18 protein-coding genes and 5 pseudogenes are annotated in these 24751 nt (G+C 36.0%); 7 read left to right on the forward strand and 16 right to left on the reverse strand.

What is annotated here, in order from left to right:
- Positions 1 to 232: 232 nt before the first annotated feature.
- The 4 genes from deoC to deoB form a co-directional block, all read right to left on the reverse strand.
- Positions 233 to 898, reverse strand: coding sequence for a deoxyribose-phosphate aldolase (deoC, locus tag JCM21714_RS15885; protein ID WP_035725826.1), 666 nt, complete (start codon positions 896 to 898; stop codon positions 233 to 235).
- Between the two features lie 133 nt (positions 899 to 1031).
- Positions 1032 to 1436 (reverse strand): cytidine deaminase, encoded by a 405-nt coding sequence (locus JCM21714_RS15890; RefSeq protein ID WP_439644495.1) that lies wholly within the window; start codon positions 1434 to 1436, stop codon positions 1032 to 1034.
- Positions 1437 to 1448: 12 nt separating this feature from the next.
- The gene (locus JCM21714_RS15895) at positions 1449 to 2264 is read right to left on the reverse strand and encodes a purine-nucleoside phosphorylase (RefSeq protein WP_035725832.1); all 816 of its coding nucleotides are present in this window, start codon (positions 2262 to 2264) and stop codon (positions 1449 to 1451) included.
- Positions 2265 to 2279: 15 nt separating this feature from the next.
- Positions 2280 to 3473 (reverse strand): phosphopentomutase, encoded by a 1194-nt coding sequence (gene deoB, locus JCM21714_RS15900; protein ID WP_035725834.1) that lies wholly within the window; start codon positions 3471 to 3473, stop codon positions 2280 to 2282.
- A 307-nt stretch (positions 3474 to 3780) separates the two neighbouring features.
- On the opposite strand from deoB, the gene htpG reads away from it, so the two are divergent.
- The 3 genes and pseudogenes from htpG (at position 3781) to JCM21714_RS20435 (ending at position 8062) form a co-directional block, all read left to right on the forward strand.
- Positions 3781 to 5664: a molecular chaperone HtpG gene (gene htpG, locus JCM21714_RS15905; protein ID WP_035725835.1), complete on the forward strand. Its 1884-nt coding sequence runs from the start codon at positions 3781 to 3783 to the stop codon at positions 5662 to 5664.
- A 256-nt stretch (positions 5665 to 5920) separates the two neighbouring features.
- Positions 5921 to 7865 (forward strand): annotated as a pseudogene (locus tag JCM21714_RS15910) (aconitate hydratase).
- 20 nt (positions 7866 to 7885) lie between these two features.
- Positions 7886 to 8062 carry a hypothetical protein gene (locus JCM21714_RS20435; protein ID WP_162833712.1) on the forward strand — a complete coding sequence of 59 codons (177 nt, stop codon included), beginning with the start codon at positions 7886 to 7888 and terminating at the stop codon, positions 8060 to 8062.
- A gap of 147 nt (positions 8063 to 8209) precedes the next feature.
- Here JCM21714_RS20435 and JCM21714_RS15915 read toward each other — a convergent pair whose 3' ends face one another.
- From JCM21714_RS15915 to JCM21714_RS15940, 7 genes and pseudogenes are all read right to left on the reverse strand, one after another.
- The gene (locus tag JCM21714_RS15915) at positions 8210 to 9250 is read right to left on the reverse strand and encodes a lactonase family protein (RefSeq protein ID WP_035725856.1); all 1041 of its coding nucleotides are present in this window, start codon (positions 9248 to 9250) and stop codon (positions 8210 to 8212) included.
- Between the two features lie 265 nt (positions 9251 to 9515).
- Positions 9516 to 9773: a hypothetical protein gene (locus JCM21714_RS15920; protein WP_035725837.1), complete on the reverse strand. Its 258-nt coding sequence runs from the start codon at positions 9771 to 9773 to the stop codon at positions 9516 to 9518.
- Positions 9774 to 9867: 94 nt separating this feature from the next.
- A complete protein-coding gene (locus tag JCM21714_RS15925) occupies positions 9868 to 10161 on the reverse strand; it encodes an RNA polymerase sigma factor (protein WP_035725839.1) in 294 nt (97 codons plus the stop codon).
- A gap of 360 nt (positions 10162 to 10521) precedes the next feature.
- A complete protein-coding gene (locus JCM21714_RS15930; RefSeq protein ID WP_035725841.1) occupies positions 10522 to 10764 on the reverse strand; it encodes a hypothetical protein in 243 nt (80 codons plus the stop codon).
- A gap of 24 nt (positions 10765 to 10788) precedes the next feature.
- The gene (locus JCM21714_RS15935; RefSeq protein ID WP_148295068.1) at positions 10789 to 11130 is read right to left on the reverse strand and encodes a DUF6449 domain-containing protein; all 342 of its coding nucleotides are present in this window, start codon (positions 11128 to 11130) and stop codon (positions 10789 to 10791) included.
- Positions 11131 to 11257: 127 nt separating this feature from the next.
- Positions 11258 to 11425, reverse strand: a complete 168-nt coding sequence (locus JCM21714_RS22335) for a hypothetical protein (protein WP_235182970.1) — start codon at positions 11423 to 11425, stop codon at positions 11258 to 11260.
- Between the two features lie 118 nt (positions 11426 to 11543).
- A pseudogene (locus tag JCM21714_RS15940) lies at positions 11544 to 12154 on the reverse strand (alpha/beta hydrolase).
- Positions 12155 to 12381: 227 nt separating this feature from the next.
- On the opposite strand from JCM21714_RS15940, the gene JCM21714_RS15945 reads away from it, so the two are divergent.
- Positions 12382 to 13029: an NAD(P)-binding protein gene (locus JCM21714_RS15945; protein ID WP_084040898.1), complete on the forward strand. Its 648-nt coding sequence runs from the start codon at positions 12382 to 12384 to the stop codon at positions 13027 to 13029.
- Here JCM21714_RS15945 and JCM21714_RS15950 read toward each other — a convergent pair whose 3' ends face one another.
- The 5 genes and pseudogenes from JCM21714_RS15950 to nirB (JCM21714_RS15970) form a co-directional block, all read right to left on the reverse strand.
- Complete coding sequence (locus JCM21714_RS15950; RefSeq protein WP_035725849.1) at positions 13030 to 14076, reverse strand: anthranilate phosphoribosyltransferase; 1047 nt, start codon at positions 14074 to 14076, stop codon at positions 13030 to 13032.
- Entirely contained in the window at positions 14048 to 14815 is a 768-nt protein-coding gene (locus JCM21714_RS15955) for a sirohydrochlorin chelatase (RefSeq protein WP_035725852.1), read from the reverse strand. The genes JCM21714_RS15950 and JCM21714_RS15955 overlap by 29 nt, the downstream gene beginning before the upstream one ends.
- Before the next feature lie 11 nt (positions 14816 to 14826).
- Positions 14827 to 15615, reverse strand: coding sequence for a uroporphyrinogen-III C-methyltransferase (gene cobA, locus JCM21714_RS15960; protein ID WP_035725855.1), 789 nt, complete (start codon positions 15613 to 15615; stop codon positions 14827 to 14829).
- Positions 15616 to 15683: 68 nt separating this feature from the next.
- A complete protein-coding gene (gene nirD / locus JCM21714_RS15965; RefSeq protein ID WP_148295069.1) occupies positions 15684 to 16010 on the reverse strand; it encodes a nitrite reductase small subunit NirD in 327 nt (108 codons plus the stop codon).
- A gap of 20 nt (positions 16011 to 16030) precedes the next feature.
- Positions 16031 to 18392, reverse strand: a pseudogene (gene nirB, locus JCM21714_RS15970) (nitrite reductase large subunit NirB).
- 276 nt (positions 18393 to 18668) lie between these two features.
- Between nirB (JCM21714_RS15970) and nirB (JCM21714_RS23260) the strand changes: the two are divergent.
- The 3 genes and pseudogenes from nirB (JCM21714_RS23260) to JCM21714_RS15985 form a co-directional block, all read left to right on the forward strand.
- Positions 18669 to 20963 (forward strand): annotated as a pseudogene (nirB, locus tag JCM21714_RS23260) (nitrite reductase large subunit NirB); the annotation flags it as partial.
- A 54-nt stretch (positions 20964 to 21017) separates the two neighbouring features.
- Positions 21018 to 23161, forward strand: a pseudogene (gene nasC, locus JCM21714_RS23265) (assimilatory nitrate reductase catalytic subunit NasC).
- A 144-nt stretch (positions 23162 to 23305) separates the two neighbouring features.
- The coding region (locus JCM21714_RS15985; RefSeq protein ID WP_200868470.1) for a NarK family nitrate/nitrite MFS transporter at positions 23306 to 24751 on the forward strand (1446 nt) is incomplete at its 3' end.

Raw genomic sequence — 24751 nt, forward strand, 5'->3', positions numbered from 1 at the left:
TCCGTTAAAAAACGTAGCGACTGGAGCGAATCAACTGAGATAAAGGAATCACGGTGAGTTTACGAACCGATGATGAATTATCGTAGGGCGATTCGTGAAGTTGCATAGTTTTTGGCGCTCGGAGCTGGACGTGGCTAAACAAAGGAATCCGAATAATCCACAGTAGAACATTTTATAATTTCCTAAGCAATAAAAAAGGATACAGCCTTTATTTAGACTGTATCCCCCCACTTTAATAATCGCTATTACTATCTTCTTCTTTTACTATCGAAACACTTGAGCTTGCACCGATTCTGGATGCTCCTGCATCAACCATCGCCTGGGCCGTTTTCTGATCACGAACACCGCCTGATGCTTTCACACCGATATCTGGTCCAACTGTCTTACGCATTAAGGCGATATCTTCTGTTGTGGCGCCTCCAGTGGAAAAACCGGTTGAGGTTTTTACATAATCAGCACCTGCTGCCACCGCTAACTGACATGCCTTTTGTTTCTCAGAATCAGTCAATAAACAGGTTTCAATAATTACTTTAACAAGAGCATTACCCGCAGCCGCCTGTACCACTGCTTCGATATCTTGCTGAACCGCTTCATGACTTCCATCTTTTAAGTGCCCAACATTAATTACCATATCTACTTCAGTTGCACCTTTTTCGATCGTATATTTAGTTTCGAAAGCTTTTACTGGTGATGCAGTAGCACCTAATGGAAATCCAATAACCGTACAAACAGCTATATCTGTACCTTTTAGTAACTCTGTTGCAAGCGGAACCCAAGTTGGGTTAACACAAACAGAATAAAAACCATATAATTTTGCTTCATTACACAGGGTCTCAATTTGTTCCTTTGTAGTGTCTGGCTTTAATGCGGTATGATCAATTTTATTTGCTAATGTCATATTAAACTGTTCCTCCTTATTTTATAATAGATATAATGAAATTTTAACGCCATTACAGCTAGCTTGCAAAAACTTGTTATAATATTACTTATCCTTTTATAATCAACGTTTGAAGCTAAGATGCTGCGTAAACTTAACTTTTAGATAAATCCTCCGAGGTAAAAGCCCCCCCTGGAAGCAACTCACTAACGGTTGTTTCCTGTATTTCCCCCCCCTGCATGTTTGTTAAGATAACCTTCATGTCACCGTCACAGAGTTCAGCGAGTACTTGTCGACATGCTCCACAAGGAGATACAGGCCGATCTGTATCAGCTACAACCGCCATCATTTTAAAGTTTTTAGAACCTGTAGCATAGGCATGAAATAATGCCGTTCTTTCCCCACAGTTACACATCGAATATGCAGCATTTTCAATGTTACACCCGTGAAAAATAGTGCCTTGGTCATCTAACAATGCAGCACCGACTTTAAATTTAGAGTATGGGACATAGGCTTTTTCACGCGCTTTCTTAGCTTCTTCTATTAACTTTTGTTCCATCAGAGTTCCTCCTTAACCAATATCTTTAATCAGTTGCTTAACAAACTGCAAAAAAGATTCCCGAACCTTTTCGGTAGTTTCGATTACTTCGTTATGGGATAAGGGTTGATCTAAAATTCCTGCTGCCATATTTGAAATACAAGAAATACCAACACACTGGATACCAGCATGACAGGCAACAATAACCTCTGGGACTGTAGACATCCCAATTGCATCACCACCGATTGTTGCCAGGGAACGAATCTCTGCTGGCGTTTCATAACTTGGACCTGTATTCCAAACATAAACTCCTTCTTTAAGTTTTAAATCCATTTTCTCAGCTGCCTGTTTGGCGATCTTTTGTAAATTGCGATCATATGCTGTTGACATATCAGGAAAACGAACTCCATGTTCACTTATATTTTTACCGATTAACGGATTTTGCCCGGTATTATTGATGTGATCGGTTATTAGCATTAAGTCACCAGGTTCCAGATCTTGCTTAATACCGCCAGCAGCATTTGTGACAATAAGTTTTTCAATTCCTAATTCTTTCATTACACGAACTGGAAACGTAACTGCATCTAAACCATATCCTTCATAAAAATGAAAACGTCCCTGCATCGCAATTACTTCTATTCCTTGTATATTTCCAATAACTAACTGACCTGCATGGCCTTCTACTGTAGAAACGGGGGGGAAACCAGGAATTTCTTCATATTTAATTTTCGTGGGATTTTCTATTTCATCTGCGAGCATTCCAAGTCCTGAGCCTAAAATAAGTCCAATTTTAGGATGCTTTGATATTTTATTTTTTAGAAAAGCGGTTGTTTCAAATAACTGCGTCATTACTATTCCTCCTAATTATTCAATATCCTTTAAAAAACTTTTCCCGTTTAACGGTAAGGTTACACCAAAATTTTCAGCAATAGTGGCACCGATATCTGCAAAAGTTTCTCTATCATCTAATTTTTTACCTTCTGTTATTAAATTATGTCGCACTAACAATGGTACAAACTCTCTTGTATGATCAGTTCCATGATGGACAGGATCATTCCCATGATCTGCTGTAATGAGCAACAAATCCCCCCCTTCACGTAATTTACTTAATACTTCAGGTAGTCGTTTATCAAAGGTCTCTAATGCTTCTCCATATCCTTGTGGATCACGGCGATGTCCATACTTGGCATCAAAGTCAACTAGATTCAGGAAATTAAGACCATTAAATTCTTTATCCATCGATTGAATGAATTTTTCCATCCCATCATCATTATCATCCGTTCTTATCGCTTCTGTTACACCTTCTCCATCATAGATATCAGCTATTTTACCTAATGCAATAACGTCATAACCCGCATCAGCAAGCTCATTCATTACCGTTCTTCCAAAAGGCTTTAATGCATAATCATGTCTGTTAGAGGTACGTTCAAAGGCACCAGGCTTACCGATAAATGGACGTGCAATTACGCGTCCTATCATATATTTATCATTTTTAGTTAACTCTCTTACAATTTCACAAATTTTATATTGTTCGTCAATTGGGATAATGTCTTCATGGGCAGCAATTTGTATGACAGGATCAGCAGAAGTGTAAACAATTAAATCACCCGTTTTCATATGCTCTTCGCCTAGTTCTTCAATTATCGCTGTTCCTGATGCTGGTTTATTCCCGATGACTTTACGACCAGTTTCTTTTTCAATCTGTTGAACCAGGTCATCGGGGGGGAAACCATCAGGGAATGTTTGAAACGGCTGTTCTATATGTAAGCCCATAATTTCCCAATGTCCTGTCATCGTATCTTTCCCATTTGATGCTTCTTGCATTTTAGTATAATGTGCTAACGGTTGACTTGTTTTTTCAATCCCTTGAATTTCCCTTATATTACTTAATCCTAATTTCCCTGTATTCGGCATATTAAGTCCGTTCATATGTGCAGCAATATGTCCTAAAGTGTCAGCACCTTTATCACCAAATTGTTCAGCGTCTGGTGCTTCTCCTATACCGACAGAATCTAATACAATTAAAAATACTCTTTTAAATGGTTGTGATTGATTCATTTTTTTCTTCCTTTCCTAAAATCTTTTGATTGGATAACTTGATTGTAACATATAGTATTGATGTTTTAACTTAATTAAATACTGACAATAATGATAAAAGCTTATGGAATATACTAATTTTTACCTATAATTATACCCATAATATCACAATTAATAAGTTATAAATAAAGATAAGATACCGGACTATATCGAAATGGAATTTTCCTTGACACACCTGAAATTTTATGATAATTATTATGTGTTAGCACTCAACTTAAAAGAGTGCTAAATTACATATTTGAACATGAAATAAAGGAGGAGATATTCTATGGAACAAAAGCAATTCCAAGCTGAATCCAAGCGTCTACTTGAAATGATGGTTCATTCCATTTATTCGCAAAAAGAAATTTTCTTACGAGAACTGATTTCCAACGCAAGTGATGCCATTGATAAAATCTACTATAAAGCATTGACAGATGATAGTATTTCTTTTAATAAAGATGACTTCTACATCAGAATTGAAGCAAACAAGACGGATCGTACTTTAACTGTAAGAGATACGGGTATCGGCATGACCAAAGAAGAATTAGAAGATAACTTAGGAACTATCGCAAAAAGTGGTTCCCTCGCTTTCAAAAATGAAGTTAAAATGCAGGATGGTCAAGAAATTATTGGACAATTCGGTGTTGGGTTTTATTCTTCGTTTATGGTGGCTGATAAAGTAACTGTGTATACTCGCGCCCTTGGCAGTGATGAAGGATTTAAATGGGAATCAGATGGTGTCGAAGGATATACCATTGAAGCATATGATAAAAAAGATGTTGGGACAGACATCATCATTTATTTAAAAGAAAATGAAGAAGAAGAAAGCTATGATGATTTTTTAGAAGAATATGAATTAAAATCAATTATCAAAAAATATTCCGATTTCATTCGTTATCCAATTAAAATGGATATAACCGAACAACGTCCTAAAGATGACAGTGACGAAGAATTAGAAGATGTTATCGAAGAACAAACCATTAATAGTATGATTCCGATTTGGAGAAAAAATAAACAAGAATTAAAAGATGAAGATTATGAAGCTTTTTATCAGGATAAACATTTTGGCTTCGATAAACCATTAAGTCATCTTCATATCAGTGTCGATGGCATGGTTCGATTCCAATCGATCCTGTATATTCCTGAACAGTTACCTTTTAACTATTATTCTCACGATTTTGAAAAAGGCCTAGAACTTTATTCAAATGGTGTGTTAATTATGGAAAAATGTGCTGACCTTTTACCGGACCACTATAGCTTTGTCCGGGGTATTGTCGATTCTGAAGATCTCTCATTAAACATTTCTCGCGAGATTTTACAGCAGGATCGTCAAGTTAAGCTAATTGCCAAAAACATTGAAAAGAAGGTAAGAAATCATTTAATAAGTATGCTGAAAAATGATCGTGACAAATACGAGAAATTCTATGAAGCATTTGGCCGTCAAATAAAATTTGGTGTTTACAATCAATATGGTGCCAACAAGGATAAGTTGAAGGATCTATTACTCTTTTATTCTTCAAGCGAGGAAAAACTTGTTACTTTAAAAGAATATGTAGAACGCATGTCTGAGGATCAGGAACACATCTACTATGCTAATGGAGAATCCCATGACCGTATTGAAAAACTTCCTCAAACAGAAATGGTAAAGGATAAAGGATATGAAATTCTTTATTTTACAGATGAAGTCGATGAATTCGCCATTAAAATGCTAATCAATTATGATGGAAAAGAATTTAAAAATGTATCAAGCGGAGATCTTGATCTTGAAGACGAAGAAACAAAAAAAGAAGCTGAAAAGCAAAAAGAAGAACACAAAGATTTGCTAAATGAAATGAAAGAAATCTTAGGCAATAAAGTGAAGAATGTAAAATTATCCACTCGTCTAAAATCACATCCTGTATGCTTATCTGCTGAAGGGGGGGATGTATCAATTGAAATGGAAAAAATCTTAAAACAAATGCCCGACAATCAAAATATTGAAGCAACAAAAGTTTTAGAAATTAACAACAAGCATGATATTTTTCAAGCATTAGTTCGCGCACATGGCTCAGATAAAGAAAAAGTAAGACTATATACAAACATATTATATAACCAAGCATTACTTATTGAAGGGTTACCAATTGAGGACCCTGTAGCATTAACAAATGACATGTGCAAAGTCATGATCTAACATAATAAGCCATCCACGATCCTTTATTTTCGTGGGTGGCTTTATTTTTATATTTATGAATTAAAAATGTTTATCGATCAAATCTCCTCCCTGTTTGATTAAGATTTCATCGATATACACCCTTCATTGCATTAAAATTTTTCTGGCTATTCTAGTCCGAATACTAACTAATGGTTTATAAAAACTTTAAATGTGTAATATATAAAATAAGGTGTATGCTAAATTTTGTGGAGTTCTTTTTAAGGAGGACGTAATGATGAAACATAATGTAGCACAAAAATTAATAAAACAACATTTAATATCGGGAAATATGAAACCAGGTCAGGAAATCGGATTAAAAATTGATCAGACATTAACTCAGGATGCTACCGGAACAATGGTTATGCTTGAATTAGAAGCAATGGGTATCGATCGAGTTAAAACGGAAGCATCTGCTCAATACGTGGACCACAATCTTATTCAAGAAGATTATCGCAATGCTGATGATCACCTATTTTTAAGAAGTGCAACCCGCAAATTTGGAATTTATTACAGCAGACCCGGGAACGGCGTAAGCATCCCGTTCACATGCAACAGTTAGCAAAACCAGGAAAAACGCTGCTTGGATCTGATAGCCATACTTGTGCAAATGGTTGCATGGGAATGTTAGCTATTGGTGCAGGTGGAATTGATGTAGCAATGGCGATGGCAGGAGAACCTTATTATATTAAGATGCCTAAAGTGTTGGGTGTTAAACTAACAGGAAAACTGCTTGACTGGGTGAGTGCTAAAGATGTCATACTTGAAATGCTTCGACGTTATGACGTAAAAGGCGGAGTTGGCAAAATTATCGAATATTACGGACCAGGTGTTAAAGAACTTTCTGCTATGGATCGTCATGTTATCGCTAATATGGGGGGGCAGAATTAGGTGCAACTGCCACTGTCTTTCCTTCAGATAAAGAAATAAAGCACTTCTTAAAGCAACAAGGTCGTGAGGAAGATTGGATAGAATTAAAAGCGGACCGTGGCGCTAAGTATGATGAAGAAGAACATATCGATTTATCCACATTAGAACCTCTCATCGCAAAACCGTCTAGCCCTGGAAATGTTGTACCGGTTAAAGAAATCGAAGGAGAGTCTATTTATCAATCTTATATTGGATCTTCAGCAAACCCAGGTTTTAGAGATTTCGCTATCGCCGGTGAAATTGTAAAAGGCAAAAAAATTGCAGCAGGTATTTCCTTTGATATAAATCCGACTTCCAGGCAGTTATTAGAGCAGTTGGTTGAAAACGGCCATATTGGGAATCTAATATCTGCCGGAGCACGGATGCATCAGGCTGGATGTAATGGCTGTATTGGTATGGGACAAGCACCTGCAACTGGGCGAAACAGTTTACGAACCACCCCCCCACGAAACTTCCCGGGTCGTTCTGGGACAAAAGAAGACAGTGTTTTCTTATGTAGTCCTGAGACAGCAGCAGCGTCCGCGCTAACGGGAAAAATTACCGATCCTAGAACGTTAAACATAAAATATCCAAAAATACAGGAGCCAAAAAAATTCGAAACAGAACATATGTTTGAAGCACCATCCCCCCCTAAAGAGGATAGTATAACATTAGAAAAAGGGCCAAATATTACATCAATTCCTGACTTTAAACCAATTGAAGACAATTTCAATCTTCCTGTTCTTTTAAAGATGAGTGATAATATTTCTACAGATGAAATTTTGGCTGGCGGATCTCGCGTATTACCATTTAGAAGTAATATTCAAAGAATAAGTACTTTTGCTTTTGAAATGGTAGATGATAATTATTATGAAAAGGCAATGAAGAAACGTGACAGTGGTGGACATATGCTTCTAGGAGGCAGTAACTATGGACAAGGTTCGAGCCGAGAGCACGCTGCATTAGCACCTAGATATTTAGGACTAAAAGTAGTGCTTGTGAAAGACTTTGCCCGTATCCATTTACAAAATTTAATTAACTTTGGAATTCTACCTTTAACTTTTGAAGATAAAAATGACTTTCATAAAATCTCACAAGATAATATATTAGAGTTTCGAAATATACATCAGTCGATTCAAAACAGTAATACTTTTGATGTTAAAGTAAAAGGTACTGACCATACGATAACAGTTAGACACGACCTAACCCCTCGTCACATCGATATTATTTTGCAAGGTGGTATTATCAATTGGATTAAACAAAAACAAAGCTAAAATCGAAAGGATGTACATCAATGGGATCACAACATATGAAGTGTAAAGCATGTGAAGGTACTGGATTGCTAATGGATGATGAGGAATGGCGTTACACCTGTTCTATTTGTCATGGTGATGGCTTTATTTCCAGATATGAGTCCAAAGAGAATCTTGATTTAATCGATGTAGATATCAATAACCGAACAATTGATTAAACGATACACGAAACATATAACTAAATACATCAAAACGTAAGCTTTAGTCCATGATAAAAGGCCACCTTATAATAAGTGGCCTTCTTTCATGACTTAAGAAATTATTAATTTGTTCAATTTTTTAATCAATCATTTTCAGTATGTGTTCTATTCATGTAAAAATTTCAAACACACTGCTTCGGGTGCTTTTACATCTTTTTGCAACAAGGTCAGGGTACCTTTCTCTTGATCTCTTTCAAATAAAGTTAGATTTCCTGACTCCTGATTAGATGCAACAATAAACTGCTCACTAGGATCTAAAACAAAATCACGTGGCCAGTCTCCTTCTGTATCTGTCCATTCTATAAATTCTACAGTGAAGTCTTCCATAACACGGTAAACTGCTATTGAATTATGCCCTCGATTCCCCGCATAAACAAAACGGCCATCACTAGAAATATGAATAGCACTACCCTGACTAATTTCCGCATAATTTTCTGGCAATGTGGTAATATATTGTATTTCTTTAAATGTACCTTCATTATTATACTCTAATACAATAACTTCATTACTTAATTCCGTCATTACATATGCGTAATTTCCATTTGGTTGAAATGCTAAATGGCGAGGACCACTGCCTGGTTTGGTATGTAAGACACTTACTTTCTCAAGCTGATCTGCATTTGGAAGATAGGTTGTGATTGTGTCACTTCCTAGATCAACTACAATTACAAATTGTTCGTCAGGTGTGAAGCCTGCAAAATGCAAATGAGGTTTTTCTTGCCTTTCATGTGGACCATCACCTTCCTGTTCTACTGCTTTTGCAGACTGTAAAGAACCATCTTGATTTGTTTTATGAGCTTCTACCTGTTTCGTATGATAATTAGCAGTCACCACCAAGCTATTATCGCTTTTAACACTTACATGGCATGGTGCTGAACCGTCACTTGCCTGGCTATTCAATTTCTTTAATGTTCCATTTGAATCGGTGATTTCAAATGCAGTAATACCACCCTTATTCCCTTCCTTTGAAACAGCATATACGAAACGATTGTCCTTTGTCACTGTTAAATAGGTAGGGTTATCAAGAGGTGCAGCCACTTCCACATTTTTTAACTTTTTTTCATCTGTATCTAGAGTAAATCGATAAACACCTTTGCTTTCTTTTTTTGTGTATGATCCAATATAGCCTGTGTATTGTTTTCCCATTATTTCAAATCCCTTCATTTATAATTAATTAAATCCTCTTTTATTATAGCAAATAATAATAACGAAAGAAAACTTGGCAGTTGCCAAGTTTTCTTCTAAGCTACATTGTCTTATTTTTTTTCATTTGATAATAAGCATATGCTCCTATACCAATAGAAGCCAACATTGGCAATACTCTTCTTTTCATCTGTATCCCTCCAATTTGTTATGGGTACAGAATTATTTTGCGCATCTTAGCGATATCTACTCTTAGCTGTTGAAGGAATTACTGGAACTTACTTCCTATAAATAAAAAGAATAAAATAAATAATCCGATAGTAAATGGTAAAGCTCCTATCAGGCTTAAACTCATTCCGTTATACCCACCTACGATTTCATTTCCAATTAAATATATAATTACTCCAGCTGCACAACTTAAAAATCCCCACCAATAAGGTAGTTTCTTTACGACGCTATAAATAACTCCTATCGTAAATAAGGATAAGAAAATCCAAGGAAGTACAACATATATAATATAACTCATCACAGACTCCTTTAACTAAAATAAAGATTATTTTTGATACTCATGACTTGCTCCATTATATACCTAAATTTCAAAAGAAAAAACCAGGAACATTTTAAGCTCCTGGTTTCAATAAGTCAACATCTTGATAATTATAACTTTGCTTAATTAATTGTCGAGCTCGAAAAATTCGTGTTTTAACAGCAGATTGTGTAATATTTAGGATAGCAGCTATTTGATGCTCATTTAATTCTTGTCTATACTTTAATTCAAAAACAATCTTTAAATTTTCATTTTTATTGATACATTGTTCTAAATCATCGAAGGTAGTTTTCCAATTAAACTGTTCTTCCACTTCATTAGTGGCACATATATTAATTTCTTTCAATAAAGAAGGATCATCAAACATAAAGCGTTTCTCTTTTCGTAATACGTCTATTGCAGTCCGGGTAGTAATGGTTCGTAGCCATCCTTCAAGATTACCAATTTTTTTTCATCTAAATGATTATATATTTTTATCCATGACTCTTGAACAACATCTTCTGCTAATTGCTGATCCTTTACAATTTTAGCGCATTGTAATACAGCTTAGTCTGATACTGTTCAAACAGTTGTTCATAGATCTTTTCTGTACTCATATTGACACCTCTTCTATCAAGTTATTTAAAATAATCCGATACAAATGATGGTAATTGTTCCTGTTTTAGTCGGAAACTTGTAACGAAACTTCGAGAATCGGAATCATATACTCCAATTTCCCAATCACCATCTATATTTCCTGATCAAATAGAGGTATCAATTGATCAATTTGATCTTGATCTTGTGTCACCATCCACTTACTTTGATCCACTTCCTTTAAATGAGGTAACACATGAAACGTTTCGAAGTTATCAGCGTTAACCCTTGTTACTGCTGCCATCGTTATATTTTCCTTATCAAGCAAAATTCCCTGGTCCAATTGCTCTTTTTCCTGAACTTGCTTTAGATTTTTAAAACGACTAGCAATTGGCATATGATAGAGCTCATTATTCTTTTTTTAAAATTCCATACTTGCAAATTCTTGATAATAACTACGATTGATCTCATCATAAGAAGCACTCAAATAATCTTTCTTCAAAGCATCTATTATTTGAATCATAGTACTCTGATTAGTTATAACTTTGTGCTCTTGATTTCCATAAAGTGTTATTAACGAAAATTTACTAATATCATCATATAACCATTTAACTTGAGAACGTTTATAGCTTTCTGAATTTAATATTGGTCGAAGCCACTCTTTTATCTTTTCATTTGATGGGATAAAGTAATTACGACTCATTTTTTGACCATTTTCCAAATAGTATGTGAAAAATAATTCAACAGATTCCTCGATATACACTATATTATGCGGAGTTTGTTATTGTTTGTTTTTGAGAATAATCTGATGAAGATCAATGACTTGCTGGATTAATTTTGGATCTGTCATGTTTGCTTCATTCCCTGAAACGTCATTACTTTCATAATTGTTAAATTTGTAATAGCATTTCTGTCAACAAATAGCCCAGGATTGCACCAAATAAATATCCGAATGAAATCCAGGCAACATATTGTCCCTGAACAAGTCCAAAATAAGTACCTCCTAGCAACATAAAGCAGAAAGTAACCCCCCCAAATTTAAAAATCGGTTTAATCACAGTAAAGTTGCCGCTTCAACATTGCGTACCCTGTAGATCAATATAGACAGTACAAAACAGACCAGAGCTATAATCCAAAAAAAGCTATGTATCTCGAATGAGAGTACATAGCTTTCAATTAAACTATATTCTTTTGATACCAGTCTTTTGCTGCTTCTACTTCTGTTCCTGCTAATTGATGACCATTATTTTCCCAATGCAAGTAAACTTCTGCACCATTACTAGTAAGGATTGACTCTAATTCCTTTATTTCCTGTACTTTAACCATAGGGTCATTTTGTCCAGCAGTAATTAAAACCTTTACCCCCTGCCAGATCGGGTAAATCTATATTTCTTATAGGCACCATTGGATGATGTAAAATTGCACCGTTTAAGACATCCTGGTAATGGAATAACAAGCTTCCTGCAATGTTGGCGCCATTGGAATAGCCTACAGCAATCACATAATTGCGATCAAATCCATATTCTTCTGCTGCTTCATCTAAAAATTCATATAACTCCTTAGTACGAAGAATTAAGTCTTCTTCATCAAAAACCCCCTTCAGCTAAGCGCTTGAAAAATCGTGCCATTCCATTCTCAGATACACTGCCTCTTACAGATAAAATATTTGCATCTGGATCCATTATTTCTGCAAGTGGTAGTAGATCATTTTCTGATCCACCTGTTCCATGAAGTAATAAGAACGTTGGTCCTTTTAAGCTTTTTCCTTCTTTAAATATATGTTTCATCCTTACACCTTCCTTAATAACATTTTATCTCAAATTCGAAATATCGTCTATCATTTATATAAAAGCTACTTATAGTGTAAGTAATCGTGACAACATCTGTCAATTAGCTTGCCTTAACTAGTATCGAGTAATACAATAAAGTATGTCTATAAATAGGAAGCTACCATTCCTAGTTCAAAGAAAATTCTCTCCGAAATAGAATTTTTTACCTTATCTGATAATTGCTTATGAAAAAGAAGAGAATGGAAGTGATTAAAATAACTCTTTTACCACTATTTATTAACTTAACAGATAAAGAAATTGTAATCATTGGTGGAGGGAAAGTCGCTGAACGACGGTTACGTCATTTATTGGATTACAAAGAAAGTCTGACGATTATTAGTCCTGACGTTACGGACATCATGCACGAAATGATCGCTGTAAATAAAATTAACTGGATAAATACAAGTTTTAAAAGTAACTATTTAGCAGAGGCCCATCTTATTATAATTGCTACAAATGATAAAAAAATAAATAACCAGATCATTCAACAAGCACCTAAAACAGCATGGATAAATGCCGCACACCATGCCGACCGAGGAACGATACATTTTCCCATTATTTTAAAAAGAGGTCGTTTACAAATTGCGATTTCAACTGACGGTGCCAGTCCCCTGCTTGCAAAACGAATCAAAAAAGAGATTGACTCACTGCTACCTGAAAACTATGAATCCTATATCGACTTCTTATATGAGGCCAGACAGTTAATCAAACAGATTAAGTTAGACCCTGCTGAAAAACGCAGGTTGTTACAAGATATTGTTGAAGATCCTATTTATGACAAAAACAATCAACAAGTTTTTTTAAACAAATTAAAAAACAAATGTAAAAGATAGTTATTTTCTACATTTGTTTTTTATAATCGCTTCAAGTGTAACTAATCCCTTACCACTCTCAAGCTGCTCTTTAGCAATAGCGATTCCTTGTTTAATTGTGTTTGTATGATGAAATAAATAATATCGTAATCCTGCATTTAATACTATTTGGTTATAGTAATAAGTATACTCTGATTTCATTTCACCAGCTAGAATCGAACGAATAATATCTGCCTGTTCTTTTGCAGATAATCGCTTTGATTTATCATACTCTTTACATTCAAGTCCATATTCCTTTGGTTTGACTGTAAATGATGCTAAATTAGTTGGTGTCCAATCAAATACAAAGCTATTGCGATGAACAGGGACATCCTCAGATCCTTCCAAACCTTGAACAATATAGACGTGATTATAGTTTAACTGCTTAAAAACATCATTTAATTTATTAATCGCTGTTCGATGAAAAGCACCCAGCATCACATTCTTAGCTTTTGACAGATTAACAAGCTTTTCTACCGTATTAAATAATGTTCGTACCCCTATCTCTTCTCGTATATGACGAACTGCCTTTAATGGTTTACTATAATTTTCCGTATCCACAAATCCAAATAATTCCTCTTCGATACTATTCTTCACTTTTTCTCCGGTTATAGTTACATCAACACCTAATGCTATCATTATCGATTTTAGAGACGTTCCATATTTCGGTGGCAATGTATCACTTGCTGAAAGAAATACAGGTATTCCTTGATCTGCTAATAATAAGGAAACTGGAATGGTTGCTGCAAAAGAGTTACGACCATTATAAGGCCCTGCAAAATCTATGAGCTTTTCTTTGATGTGTTCTGAAATATCTAAGCGAACGGAATGGTTCTTTAAGGTATGAATAAAAGCCAATAATTCATCAGCAGATTCTGTTTTAATTCTCTCTGCAACAAGATATGCAGCTATTTGCGAATCTGTAGCCTCTCCAGAAAAAATTTGATCTGCTAACGCTATGGTTGTTTGATAGTCCAAATCTTTAGAACCCTTTTGACCTCTAGCTACTTCTTTTAACCATTGCTGCATGAATGCCCGCTCCTTCTTTAGCTTCTCTGACACGATCAATTAATATATCAGAAACATATCGATGATGGCCTAAATAGTCAGCAAGTAAAATTTCTTGTCCATCGACCAACCTAAGTTGATTAATAAAATCTTTTATCCCAACATCTAATAACCCGGTAAAAAGTATATAGGGAAGGATCAAAACAGACTTTTTCTGTTTAATTTTTGCAGTTAGAAATTCCTCGAATTTTGGTTTGCTTGCTGCAAGAAAGCATTTTTCGATCGTATTAGCTGGATAATGCTGTCTTAACATAGTTACGATTTGTTCCGTATCTGCTATCGCATTCATATCACTGCTGCCTCTGCCGACTAATAAGATATCATAATGTTCTACTGTTGCTGTACATTCCTTAATCCGTTCCACTAATACATCGACCATTTTACGCTCAACTTCTATCGCCCTGCCATATATAAAAGTAACATCAGGATACTTCGATTTTTCTTCACCTATCATTTCTGGAATATCTTTCTTGGCATGGCCGGCAGTCAGTAATAAAATAGGCATGACTATTATCTTAGTAACGCCTTTATCGACTACTTTTCTAACTACTTCTGATAGTGTTGGATCTTGTAATTCCAGAAAACACGTTTCTTGAATCGGAACAGTCACGCCTTTTTTTACTCGATCAATTAACGCAAAAGATTCCATCTTTGCTTGTGGTACACGACTTCCATGACACATATAGATGACAGCTTCCAAGGTTTTCACTCCTAATATGCTTCTAAGGCTGGAATTTCTCTGCTTTGCTCCTGATACCGTTCTTTTAAATATTGCAATGTATTACTCACTTTCACCACATCTCCTACTACAATCATAGCAGGATTTCTCATGTTATGTTGTTCCACTATATTCACAATCGATTGAAGTGTACCTTTTACAACTTTCTGATTAGCAGTTGTGCCTTCCTGAATGATGGCAATCGGTGTCTGAGCTGATTTACCAGAGTCTAGTAGTTTCTCTGTAATATAAGATAAGTTACTCATACCCATATAGATTGCCAGTGTATCGACTGATTTCGCTAAATATTCCCACTGTATTTCTGCTGGTTTTCCATTCTTGCAATGACCTGTAACCACCGCAAAAGAACGTCCTAACTCCCTATGGGTGATCGGAATATCTGCATAGGCGGGAACAGCTATTCCTGAAGTTATGCCTGGAATCACTTCATATTCCACACCATTTTTTGCTAAAGCTATCGCTTCTTCCGCACCTCTTCCAAATACAAAAGGATCTCCACCCTTTAAGCGTACTACATTTCTATCCTTTTTTCCATATTTAACTAGCAGATGATTAATGGTTTCTTGTTTCATATGATGTACTTTTGGCAACTTTCCACAATAAATAAGATTAGTGTCTGCCCTAGCTTCTTTTAATAAATCTTGATTGACAAGCCTGTCATATAAAATAACGTCTGCTCGTTGTATTGCTTTTAATGCTTTCACTGTAATTAATTCAGGATCTCCAGGGCCTGCTCCGATCAAATAAACTTTCCCCCCCATTTGTTTTCCCACCATTCCTATAGCTTTATTTATTAAAGACAAGCATATAGACCATATATTCTACATTATTACTGTGGCAACTCAACGTACACCTGATTACCTTCAATCCTCGTCTTATATGTTTGCACACAACCTTTATCAGGTGCCTGCACTAAGCCATCATTCACATTAATTTTCCAATCGTGTAGTGGACAAAATACATGCTCACCACTAATCATTCCTTCTGATAAAACTCCCCCCCCACGATGTGGACACTTATTTTCAATCGCCTTGACATTGCCATTGGTAAGCCGAAAGACAGCTATTTCTCTGTCTTCAATTACTACTGCTTTACCTAAACGAACCGGTAATTCATCATAGTTACTAATAAATACCTCTCTTATCGTCTGTTCCATTATGTTTTCCCCCATCCTTTTTATTTCGCTATGACTTTCTGATAAAGATCTTTTAAAGTTGTCTCACTTTCCAATACTTCATTCCATGCTCTTTATATACGCCTAAAGCTTCATCCATCCGTTCATTTAGTTCATAACGTAATTGCGGATCGTTAACAACTTCTTTTACGTGTTCAATCCCTACACGTTCTACATAATGTGACGATCTTTCTAGGTATCTAGCATTCTCGCGATAATATTGTAAAAATGCAGCTGTATATTCCAGTACTTCTTCTTGTGATTTCACTTTGGTCAACAGTTCTGCTTTTCGTAATTCGGTACCACCGTTCCCACCAACATATACTTCCCACACACCATCTAACCCAACAACACCTACGTCTTTAATACTGCCTTCTGCACAGTTACGTGGGCAAGCTGATACACCCATTTTTACTTTATGAGGCGTATTTAAACCTTCAAATTTCTTCTCTAATTGAATTCCCATCCCTGTAGAATCCTGTGTGCCAAATCGGCAAAACTCTGCACCAACACACGTTTTCACTGTTCTTACTGATTTTCCGTAAGCATAACCAGAAGGCATTCCTAAGTCCTTCCATACGTTTGGTAAGTCTTCTTTTTTTACACCTAATAAATCAATCCGTTGTCCACCTGTTAATTTAATCATACCGACGTCATATTTATCTGCTACATCAGCAATCGTACGTAAATCTTTGGCATTTGTAACCCCACCGTACATTCTTGGTACAACGGAATAGGTTCCATCTTTTTGAATGTTCGCGTGCAGGCGTTCATTTACAAAACGTGATTCTCTTTCATCTTTATGTTCTTTCGGATAAACCATCCCTAAATAGTAATTTAGAGCTGGTTTACACTTTGAACAGCCTTCCTCTGTTTTCCATTCCAGCACATTCATAACTTCCTTCGTGTGTGTTAACCCTTTTTCCCTGATTTCAGCTATCACTTCATCACGAGATAAGTCCGTACATGCACAAACTGTTTCTTTCGTATCTGCTTCGTATTCTTCACCAAGTGTCTCTGTTAACAGATCATTTACAAGGTTTTTACATGTTCCACAAGAGCGGGAAGCATTGGTTGCTCCTTTTACTTCATCAACAGACGTTAAACCATCCGCTTTAATTGCCTGAACAATAGCTCCCTTGGAGACACCATTACAACCACATATGATTTCATCATCACCCATTGAAGCTACAATGCTTTCTCCCTCATCACTCCCTTGCTGGCTATCAAGATATTCTTGCACACTTGCCTGTTTTTTTATAAGACTCAGCAATTTGGTACCTTCTTTTGTATCACCAAACAATACAGCACCTGTTAGCTTATCATCTTCTACTAAGATTTTTTATAGGTATTTTGCCATTCATCATACACCTTGATCGATTTCGTATTAGCAGTCTCATTGATTTGCCCAGAAGAAAAAACAGCCACACCTGACACTTTTAACTGTGTTGATAATACCGATCCTTTATAACCCTGATGATTCATCCCACATATATGCTTTGCCAATGTCTGACCTTGCTCATACAGTGGAGCAACTAAACCATAAACCATTTGATTATGTTCAGCGCATTCCCCTACTGCATAAATATTAGGAATATTCGTTTCCATATGATCGTTAACTACAATTCCTCTGTTAACTTCAATACCTGCCTCTTGTGCTACCGCTACATTCGGTTTAATACCTACAGCCATCACCACTATATCTGCTGGAATAGCGCCTCCATCTTTAAACTTCAAGCCAGTCACTCGTTTTTTACCAGTTATTTCAGCCGTTTGTTTCTCTAATAAAAAATTCATCCCTTGTTCTTCTAATTGTTTTTGCAGCATTTCCCCTGCTGTTCGATCCAGTTGACGTTCCATTAGATAGTCAGAAATATGAATTACATCAACCGTCATTCCGAGATTTAATAAACCCCTGGCTGCTTCTAAACCTAATAACCCTCCACCAATAACCGCTGCCCGTTTATACTTTTTTGCAGAGGCAATCATTCGTTCACAGTCTTTAATATCACGAAATGCCGTTACACCTTCTTTATCAGCTCCCGGTAAAGGTAACATAAATGGATTCGACCCTGTCGCAATGATTAGCGAGTCATATGGTGTCTTTTTTCCCTTATCCGTATAAACCGTTTGATTATCTTTATCAATTTTCGTTACTGTTTCACCAGGATAAAATAAGATGTCATTATCTTCATACCATTGCCATTCGTTTAAAGTGATATCTTTAATTTCCGTATCGCCTTGTAACACTTTTGATAACTGAATCCGGTTATAGTTTGGATACGGTTCTTTGCCAAATACCGTAATTTCAAATTGATCTGGTAACAGTTTGATTATTTCTTCAATTGTTCGAATACCTGCCATTCCATTTCCTATTAAAACAAGCTTTTTTTATCCATGTAAAGTCCCCCCCACATCAGATTTTGGAAATTCAACTTAATCCCATCGTATGGGTTAGAACTTTTTCTTTCCAGATTCTTGTCAAATTATCTAACGTTGTTTTTGAAGTATTCTACATACATCTAATGAGAAAGGACGTTATATTTTCTGACACAAACGCGGACAATATAAGATTTTACATGGTAGTCTTCGAGGTGATAACAATATAATTTTGTAGTTTCACCAGGAGGTTTGATATAAATGAATAAACAGAAGCTTGTCGTAATTGGAAATGGTATGGCAGGTTTAAAGACGATCGAATGTTTATTAAAAGAAGATGCTTCTTTATATGATATTACCATTTTTGGTTCTGAGCCATATACCAATTATAGTCGCATCATGCTTTCTTCTGTATTACAGGGTGATATGACGTTTGATGATATAACCCTTCATGATTGGAAATGGTATGAACAAAATCATATAACATTATACCCAAATGAAACAGTAGTATCTATTGATCGAGTTCAGCAAAAGGTGACAACCGATAAACAGAAACAAATTAAATATGATCGACTCATTATTGCAACAGGCTCAAATCCTTTCATTATACCGTTGCCTGGTATCGACAAACCTGGCGTGATGACATTTAGAACGATTGATGACTGCAAAAAAATGATCGACACTGCAAAACAATTCAGTAAAGCCGCTGTAATTGGTGGCGGATTATTAGGGTTAGAAGCAGCAAGAGGGTTATTAAACTTAGGAATGGAAGTTGATGTCATTCATCTTTCGGATCAATTAATGAACAACCAATTAGACCAGCAAGCAGGTACGATGCTGAAGGATTCATTAGAAAAACAAGGAATGCGATTTTTATTAGAAAAAGAATCAGCAGAGATTTATGGGAAAGATCGTGTCGAAGGGTTACATTTTAAAGACGGCACCTCGATTAAAACGGATCTTATTGTGATGGCGGTGGGTGTAAGACCAAATATTTCTTTAGCTCAGCAAGCACAGTTACAGACAAATAGAGGAATTATCGTCAATAACGTCTTAAAAACAAGCGACCCGAACATTTTCGCGGTCGGAGAATGTTCAGAACATCAAGGGAATGTTTATGGTCTTGTAAAACCATTATATGAACAAGCGGAAGTACTAGCTAAACATCTTACAGATCAAGAGGCACAATATCGTGGTTCCACCATTTACACTCAATTAAAAATCTCCGGGATCCATCTATTTTCCATTGGGCAAATTCATGAAACAGAAAAAACAAAGACGATCTATAACTATGATGCTATAAATGAAACTTATAAAAAAATACTTTTTAAAAATGATAAAGCGATTGGTGCCGTTTTATTTGGAGACACAACGATAGGCCCTATTTTACTTGATAGCATTAAAAAACAAAAATTTATACCAAATGATAAGAAATCTAAATTATTACAGCCAATCCATCTTGAAAACTCCTACGCGGCACAGTTACCTAGAAATGAGAATGTTTGCACATGTAACAGTGTTTCCAAAGGATGTATCATCGACCGTGTATTATCAGAAGACTTGCAAACCGTTAATGATGTGAAGAGATGCACGAAAGCTTCCAGTTCATGTGGCGGCTGTAAGCCAGTTGTACAAGAATTACTAGATTATATTCAAAGTGATTTTTTCCATGAAAAAGTTAAAGATAACCGTTTCTGTTCATGTACCTCTTATACAGAAGATGAGATAGTTCATGAAATTCAGCAACAAAAATTAACAAATATTGATGAGGTATTCTGTCAGCTTGATTGGAAAAATCCGCATGGTTGTGACCGATGTATTCCAGCTTTACATTATTATTTAACAATGATCTATCCAGCACTTCTAAAGGATGATCACTTCTTTTACCTTGACTCTAAAACGAATGCTTGCTTGGAAGCGGACGGAACATATAGTGTTACTCCTCAATTTTATAGTGGAAAAGTGACAGTCAAGCAAATCCAACAAATTAGTGATGTACTCGTTACCTATCGCTTATCAAAGGTAGTCATAACTAGTGATCAACGTCTTAAAATAGCTGGAATAAAGCAGAAGGATCTCCTTCCCTTTTGCTCAGATCTAAATATGTCGCTGCATTCCATTGATCAGAATATTTTAAAAAGTGTTCAAATAATTGATGACAATGTGCCACAACATTCTCAAGCTATATATGATCTTTCATCTACAATCGAAAAACAAACTGAATTTCTTACAATGCCTAGTAAGCTACAAGTTAAAATATTCAATTCTAAAACACTACTAAACGAACACTTTTTTGATTTATCAATATTAGCAACAAATCATGGCTGGGAGTTAATCGTTATTGTTGCATCTAAGCAAACCATATTCGCTGTGTCAACAACACATGATGAAATACGGACGTTTGCCCTGGCATTAATTCAATACTACCGACAATCCGCTAATTTTAATGAAAAAATAGGAACCTGGATAGAACGAGCGGGTATGATTCATATACGCGAAGCTCTATTTGACCCAACCATTCAAACAGTATTATTAGAAAATCTAAAAAAAGATCAAGATATTCGAAAACAAAAAGACGATTTCTACCCGCTAGGAAAGGATGGAACAATAATGACAGAATTAATGCTAAAGTATTTCCGTGATCAACAGCAAAAGGTTCAATCTGAAAAAGTATATGATACACAGTGCCCCCCCTATTGCAGTATGCAATGCAAAATGCAATTAATTGAACAAAAGGTAGTTTCAAGAAAAAAATACAAAACAATCGGCAAGGATAATCCAACTTCTCAAGGAGGTCTTTGTGTAAAAGGAATGAATGCACATCAGCATGCTCTCCATCACGATCGGATTAAGCAGCCACTAAAAAAAATAAATGGTATGTTTCAGCCGATTTCTTGGGAAGAAGCCTATCAATTTATTGCAGACACGTTTCAGAAAATACAAGATACGGATGGAAAGGATGCTGTAGCTGTTTATGGTAGTGCCTCAATCACAAATGAAGAAGCATATTTACTGGGGGAAATTTGCACGTGTAGCCCTTGAAACGAAACATATCGATTATAATGGAAGGCTATGTATGGCTTCGGCAGCAACCGGGGCCAATTTAACATTTGGCATGGACAGAGGTTTCACCAATACAATACAAGAAATTTCAAATACGCGATGTATCATTCTCGCTGGTACGAATATCGCGGAATGCCAGCCTACCATCATGCCTTATTTCGAAAAGGCTAAAGAAAATGGTGCCTATATTATAGCGATTGATCCTAGAGAAACCAGTACAACAAAACTAGCGGACTTGCATCTTAAAAATAAACCTGGGACAGATGCCGTTTTGGCAAATGGAATTTTAAAGATTATGATTGATTTAGATTTACTTGATCATCCATTTATTGCAAAACGCACGGAAAACTTTGCCGATGTCAAAAGCTATGTCCAATCGTTAAATTTAGATGAAATTTCTAAAATAACAGGAATTACATTAGATGATCTTTATGAAACTGCTCTCGTTTTTGGAAAGGAAACATCTGGAATGATTTTTACTGCCAGAGGTATCGAACAACAAATCAATGGAACTGACACGGTAAGAAGCTTTTTAAACCTATTATTAGCGACTGGAAAAATAGGCAAACGGAATTCTGGATATGGAGCAATAACTGGCCAGGGAAACGGACAAGGAGCAAGAGAGCATGGTCAAAAAGCAGATCAACTGCCAGGATATCGTTCGATTGAAAAGGAAGAAGATCGTCGGTACATCGCTGGTGTATGGGGGGGTATCGATGAAAAATCTTTACCAACTAAGGGTGTCTCAGCTTATGAAATGTTTGAAAAAGTCAATGATGAAGAGATTACCTGCATGTTTGTCATGTGTTCCAATCCGATCGTTTCTAATCCAAATGCCAATCTTATTCAACAAGCATTAAATAAGCTTAAATGTTTAATTGTTGTCGACTTATTTTTATCAGAAACAGCCAAACTGGCAGACCTTGTTCTTCCTACGACTTCCTATTTAGAGGATGAAGGAACTGTGACAAATGTCGAAGGACGGGTCATGTTACGGGAAGCCAGTTATCCAATACAGGGCGAAGCCAAACATGATTGGGAAATTTTGTGTGATATTTCTAAAAAAATGGGGGAAAGGGAAGTTTTTTAACTTTACATCAGCTCAAGAGATATTTGAAGAACTGCGTATTGCAAGCAAAGGAGGCAAAGCGGATTATTCCGGTATAACTTATAGTCGACTTCGTAACGGGCAAGGAATTTTATGGCCATGTACCTCAACAGAATCATTAGGAACAAAGCGATTATTTGAAAAGTCTTTTGCTCACGTAAACGAAAAAGCAAAAATGGCTGTCATTTCGATTGAAAACACCCTAACAAAACCAACACCTAATAAGGACTATCCACTGTATTTAACAACTGGTCGGGTGATGTCACACTATTTAACTGGTGAACAAACAAGAAAAAGTCCATCCTTAGCTGCCAGAGATTTTGAAGCTTGTTTAGAAATACATCCTGATACAGCTGAAACGTATCACATTGCTCCTGATTCTCTAGTACGTGTGACTTCTGAGAAAGGCTGGATTATAGTCAGAAGCAGATTTTCTGAATCCATTCGTAAGGATACTGTTTTTGTTCCCTTTCATTGGACGGATAAACAAAATGTCAATCGCTTAGTATCAGATCAGTTGGATCCCTATTGCCGCATGCCTGGTTTTAAGCTAAGTGTTGTACGTATCGAATTAATAGAGTAATTGAATGACTCACCATCTACATGATTTAATCTATAATAAACATTTGTAATGAATAATATCCTGTAAGGTTTTTTTACCACTTCATTGTTTGCTAAATCTACTTTTATATAATGAAACTATGAAAACAATATGGAGGTAGATTTTATGAGCAGAGGATATCAGGGTAATATTAAAACATTAGGCTTCACAACGTTAGCATTTTTTATTACATTTGTAGTTTGGTTTAATATGGCACCATTTATGACCACCTTAAAAAAACAATTTGGTTTAACAAATGATGAAGTCGCACTGCTAGCTGTAGCAAACGTGACGCTTACCATTCCAGCACGAGTATTTATCGGTATGCTTGTTGACCGTTTTGGACCAAGAAGAGTTTTTTCAAGCTTATTGATTATTTTAAGCATCCCATGTTTCACATTTGCATTATCCAACTCATTTACACAATTAATGGTTTCAAGGATATTTTTAGCACTGATTGGTGCTGGTTTTGTAATTGGAATTCGTTTAGTTTCTGAATGGTTCACCGAAAAAAATGTAGGATTTGCAGAAGGTATCTACGGAGGCTGGGGAAACTTCGGATCTGCTGCAGCTGCAATTACTTTACCTGCCTTAGCAATTCTTTTTGGCGGTGAGGAAGGATGGCGCTATGCGATTGCATTAACTGGTTTAATTAGCTTGGTTTATGGTTTTCTGTTCCTGCGATTAGTAAAAGATACTCCAGAAGGTGTAACCTACAAAAAACCAAAAAGGAGTGGAGCATTGGAAGTCACCAGTTATCGAGATTTAATTGGATTAATGCTAATGAGCATTCCATTATTTGGCATTCTTATATTCCAAAGTTTTCGGCTATGGGATTTAGACTTTATTAGCTTCAATATTATGATGATTATTATCATCACACTTGTAGTGTTGTTTATTTATAATCTTTCAAAAACTTGGAACGTAAATAAGGATCATTTGAGGCAAGGAGTTCCAGAGAAAGAAAAATACTCATTTAAACAAGTAGCCATCCTTAATTTCGCTTACTTTTGTACGTTTGGTTCAGAATTAGCTGTTGTTTCCATGTTACCTCAATTTTTCGAAGAGACATTTACCTTAGGGGTAGCCCAGGCAGGTATTATTGCGGGGAGCTTTGCATTTATGAATTTAATGTCGCGGCCAGGCGGCGGATGGTTCAGTGATAAATTTGGTCGCAAAAGGATGTTAATGATATTTTTAGGTGGGTTAGCCATTGGATATATTGGAATGGCTTTAATCGGTTCTAGCTGGCCAATATGGGTTGCTGTCCTTGTAACGATTAGTTGTTCCTTCTTTGTTCAGGCTGGCGAAGGTGCTGTCTTTGCCATGGTACCTTTGATCAAAAAACCTGTCACTGGACAAATTTCCGGAATGGTGGGAGCTTATGGAAATATTGGTGCTGTCGTTTTTCTGACTATATTTACAATGGTTAGTCCATCCCTGTTTTTTATCGTAATCGGATTAACTGCAGTCGTTTGCTTCCTATGTATCTTTTTCCTGGAAGAACCTCAAACAGAATTAGCAGCAGCCAAGGCAAAAGAAAAAAGAAGAAAAGAAACAGTTCCATCTATC

It is taken from the genome of Gracilibacillus boraciitolerans JCM 21714 (genome assembly GCF_000521485.1).
In the GTDB taxonomy this organism is placed as follows: domain Bacteria; phylum Bacillota; class Bacilli; order Bacillales; family Amphibacillaceae; genus Gracilibacillus; species Gracilibacillus boraciitolerans.

What these genes read in the sequence shown, in the direction of transcription:
- JCM21714_RS15920 (WP_035725837.1), bottom strand. Translation starts at nt 9,773, where the DNA reads ATGAGTTATATTATATATGTTGTACTTCCTTGGATTTTCTTATCCTTA.
- cobA (WP_035725855.1), bottom strand. Translation starts at nt 15,615, where the DNA reads ATGGGGGGGAAAGTTTATTTGATCGGAGCAGGCCCTGGAGATCCTGAA.
- htpG (WP_035725835.1), top strand. Translation starts at nt 3,781, where the DNA reads ATGGAACAAAAGCAATTCCAAGCTGAATCCAAGCGTCTACTTGAAATG.
- JCM21714_RS15895 (WP_035725832.1), bottom strand. Translation starts at nt 2,264, where the DNA reads ATGACGCAGTTATTTGAAACAACCGCTTTTCTAAAAAATAAAATATCA.
- JCM21714_RS15930 (WP_035725841.1), bottom strand. Translation starts at nt 10,764, where the DNA reads ATGCCAATTGCTAGTCGTTTTAAAAATCTAAAGCAAGTTCAGGAAAAA.
- JCM21714_RS15925 (WP_035725839.1), bottom strand. Translation starts at nt 10,161, where the DNA reads ATGTTTGATGATCCTTCTTTATTGAAAGAAATTAATATATGTGCCACT.
- JCM21714_RS15950 (WP_035725849.1), bottom strand. Translation starts at nt 14,076, where the DNA reads ATGCAGCAATGGTTAAAAGAAGTAGCTAGAGGTCAAAAGGGTTCTAAA.
- JCM21714_RS15915 (WP_035725856.1), bottom strand. Translation starts at nt 9,250, where the DNA reads ATGGGAAAACAATACACAGGCTATATTGGATCATACACAAAAAAAGAA.
- deoB (WP_035725834.1), bottom strand. Translation starts at nt 3,473, where the DNA reads ATGAATCAATCACAACCATTTAAAAGAGTATTTTTAATTGTATTAGAT.
- deoC (WP_035725826.1), bottom strand. Translation starts at nt 898, where the DNA reads ATGACATTAGCAAATAAAATTGATCATACCGCATTAAAGCCAGACACT.
- nirD (WP_148295069.1), bottom strand. Translation starts at nt 16,010, where the DNA reads ATGGAACAGACGATAAGAGAGGTATTTATTAGTAACTATGATGAATTA.
- JCM21714_RS20435 (WP_162833712.1), top strand. Translation starts at nt 7,886, where the DNA reads ATGGGATCACAACATATGAAGTGTAAAGCATGTGAAGGTACTGGATTG.
- JCM21714_RS15945 (WP_084040898.1), top strand. Translation starts at nt 12,382, where the DNA reads ATGAAAAAGAAGAGAATGGAAGTGATTAAAATAACTCTTTTACCACTA.
- JCM21714_RS15890 (WP_439644495.1), bottom strand. Translation starts at nt 1,436, where the DNA reads ATGGAACAAAAGTTAATAGAAGAAGCTAAGAAAGCGCGTGAAAAAGCC.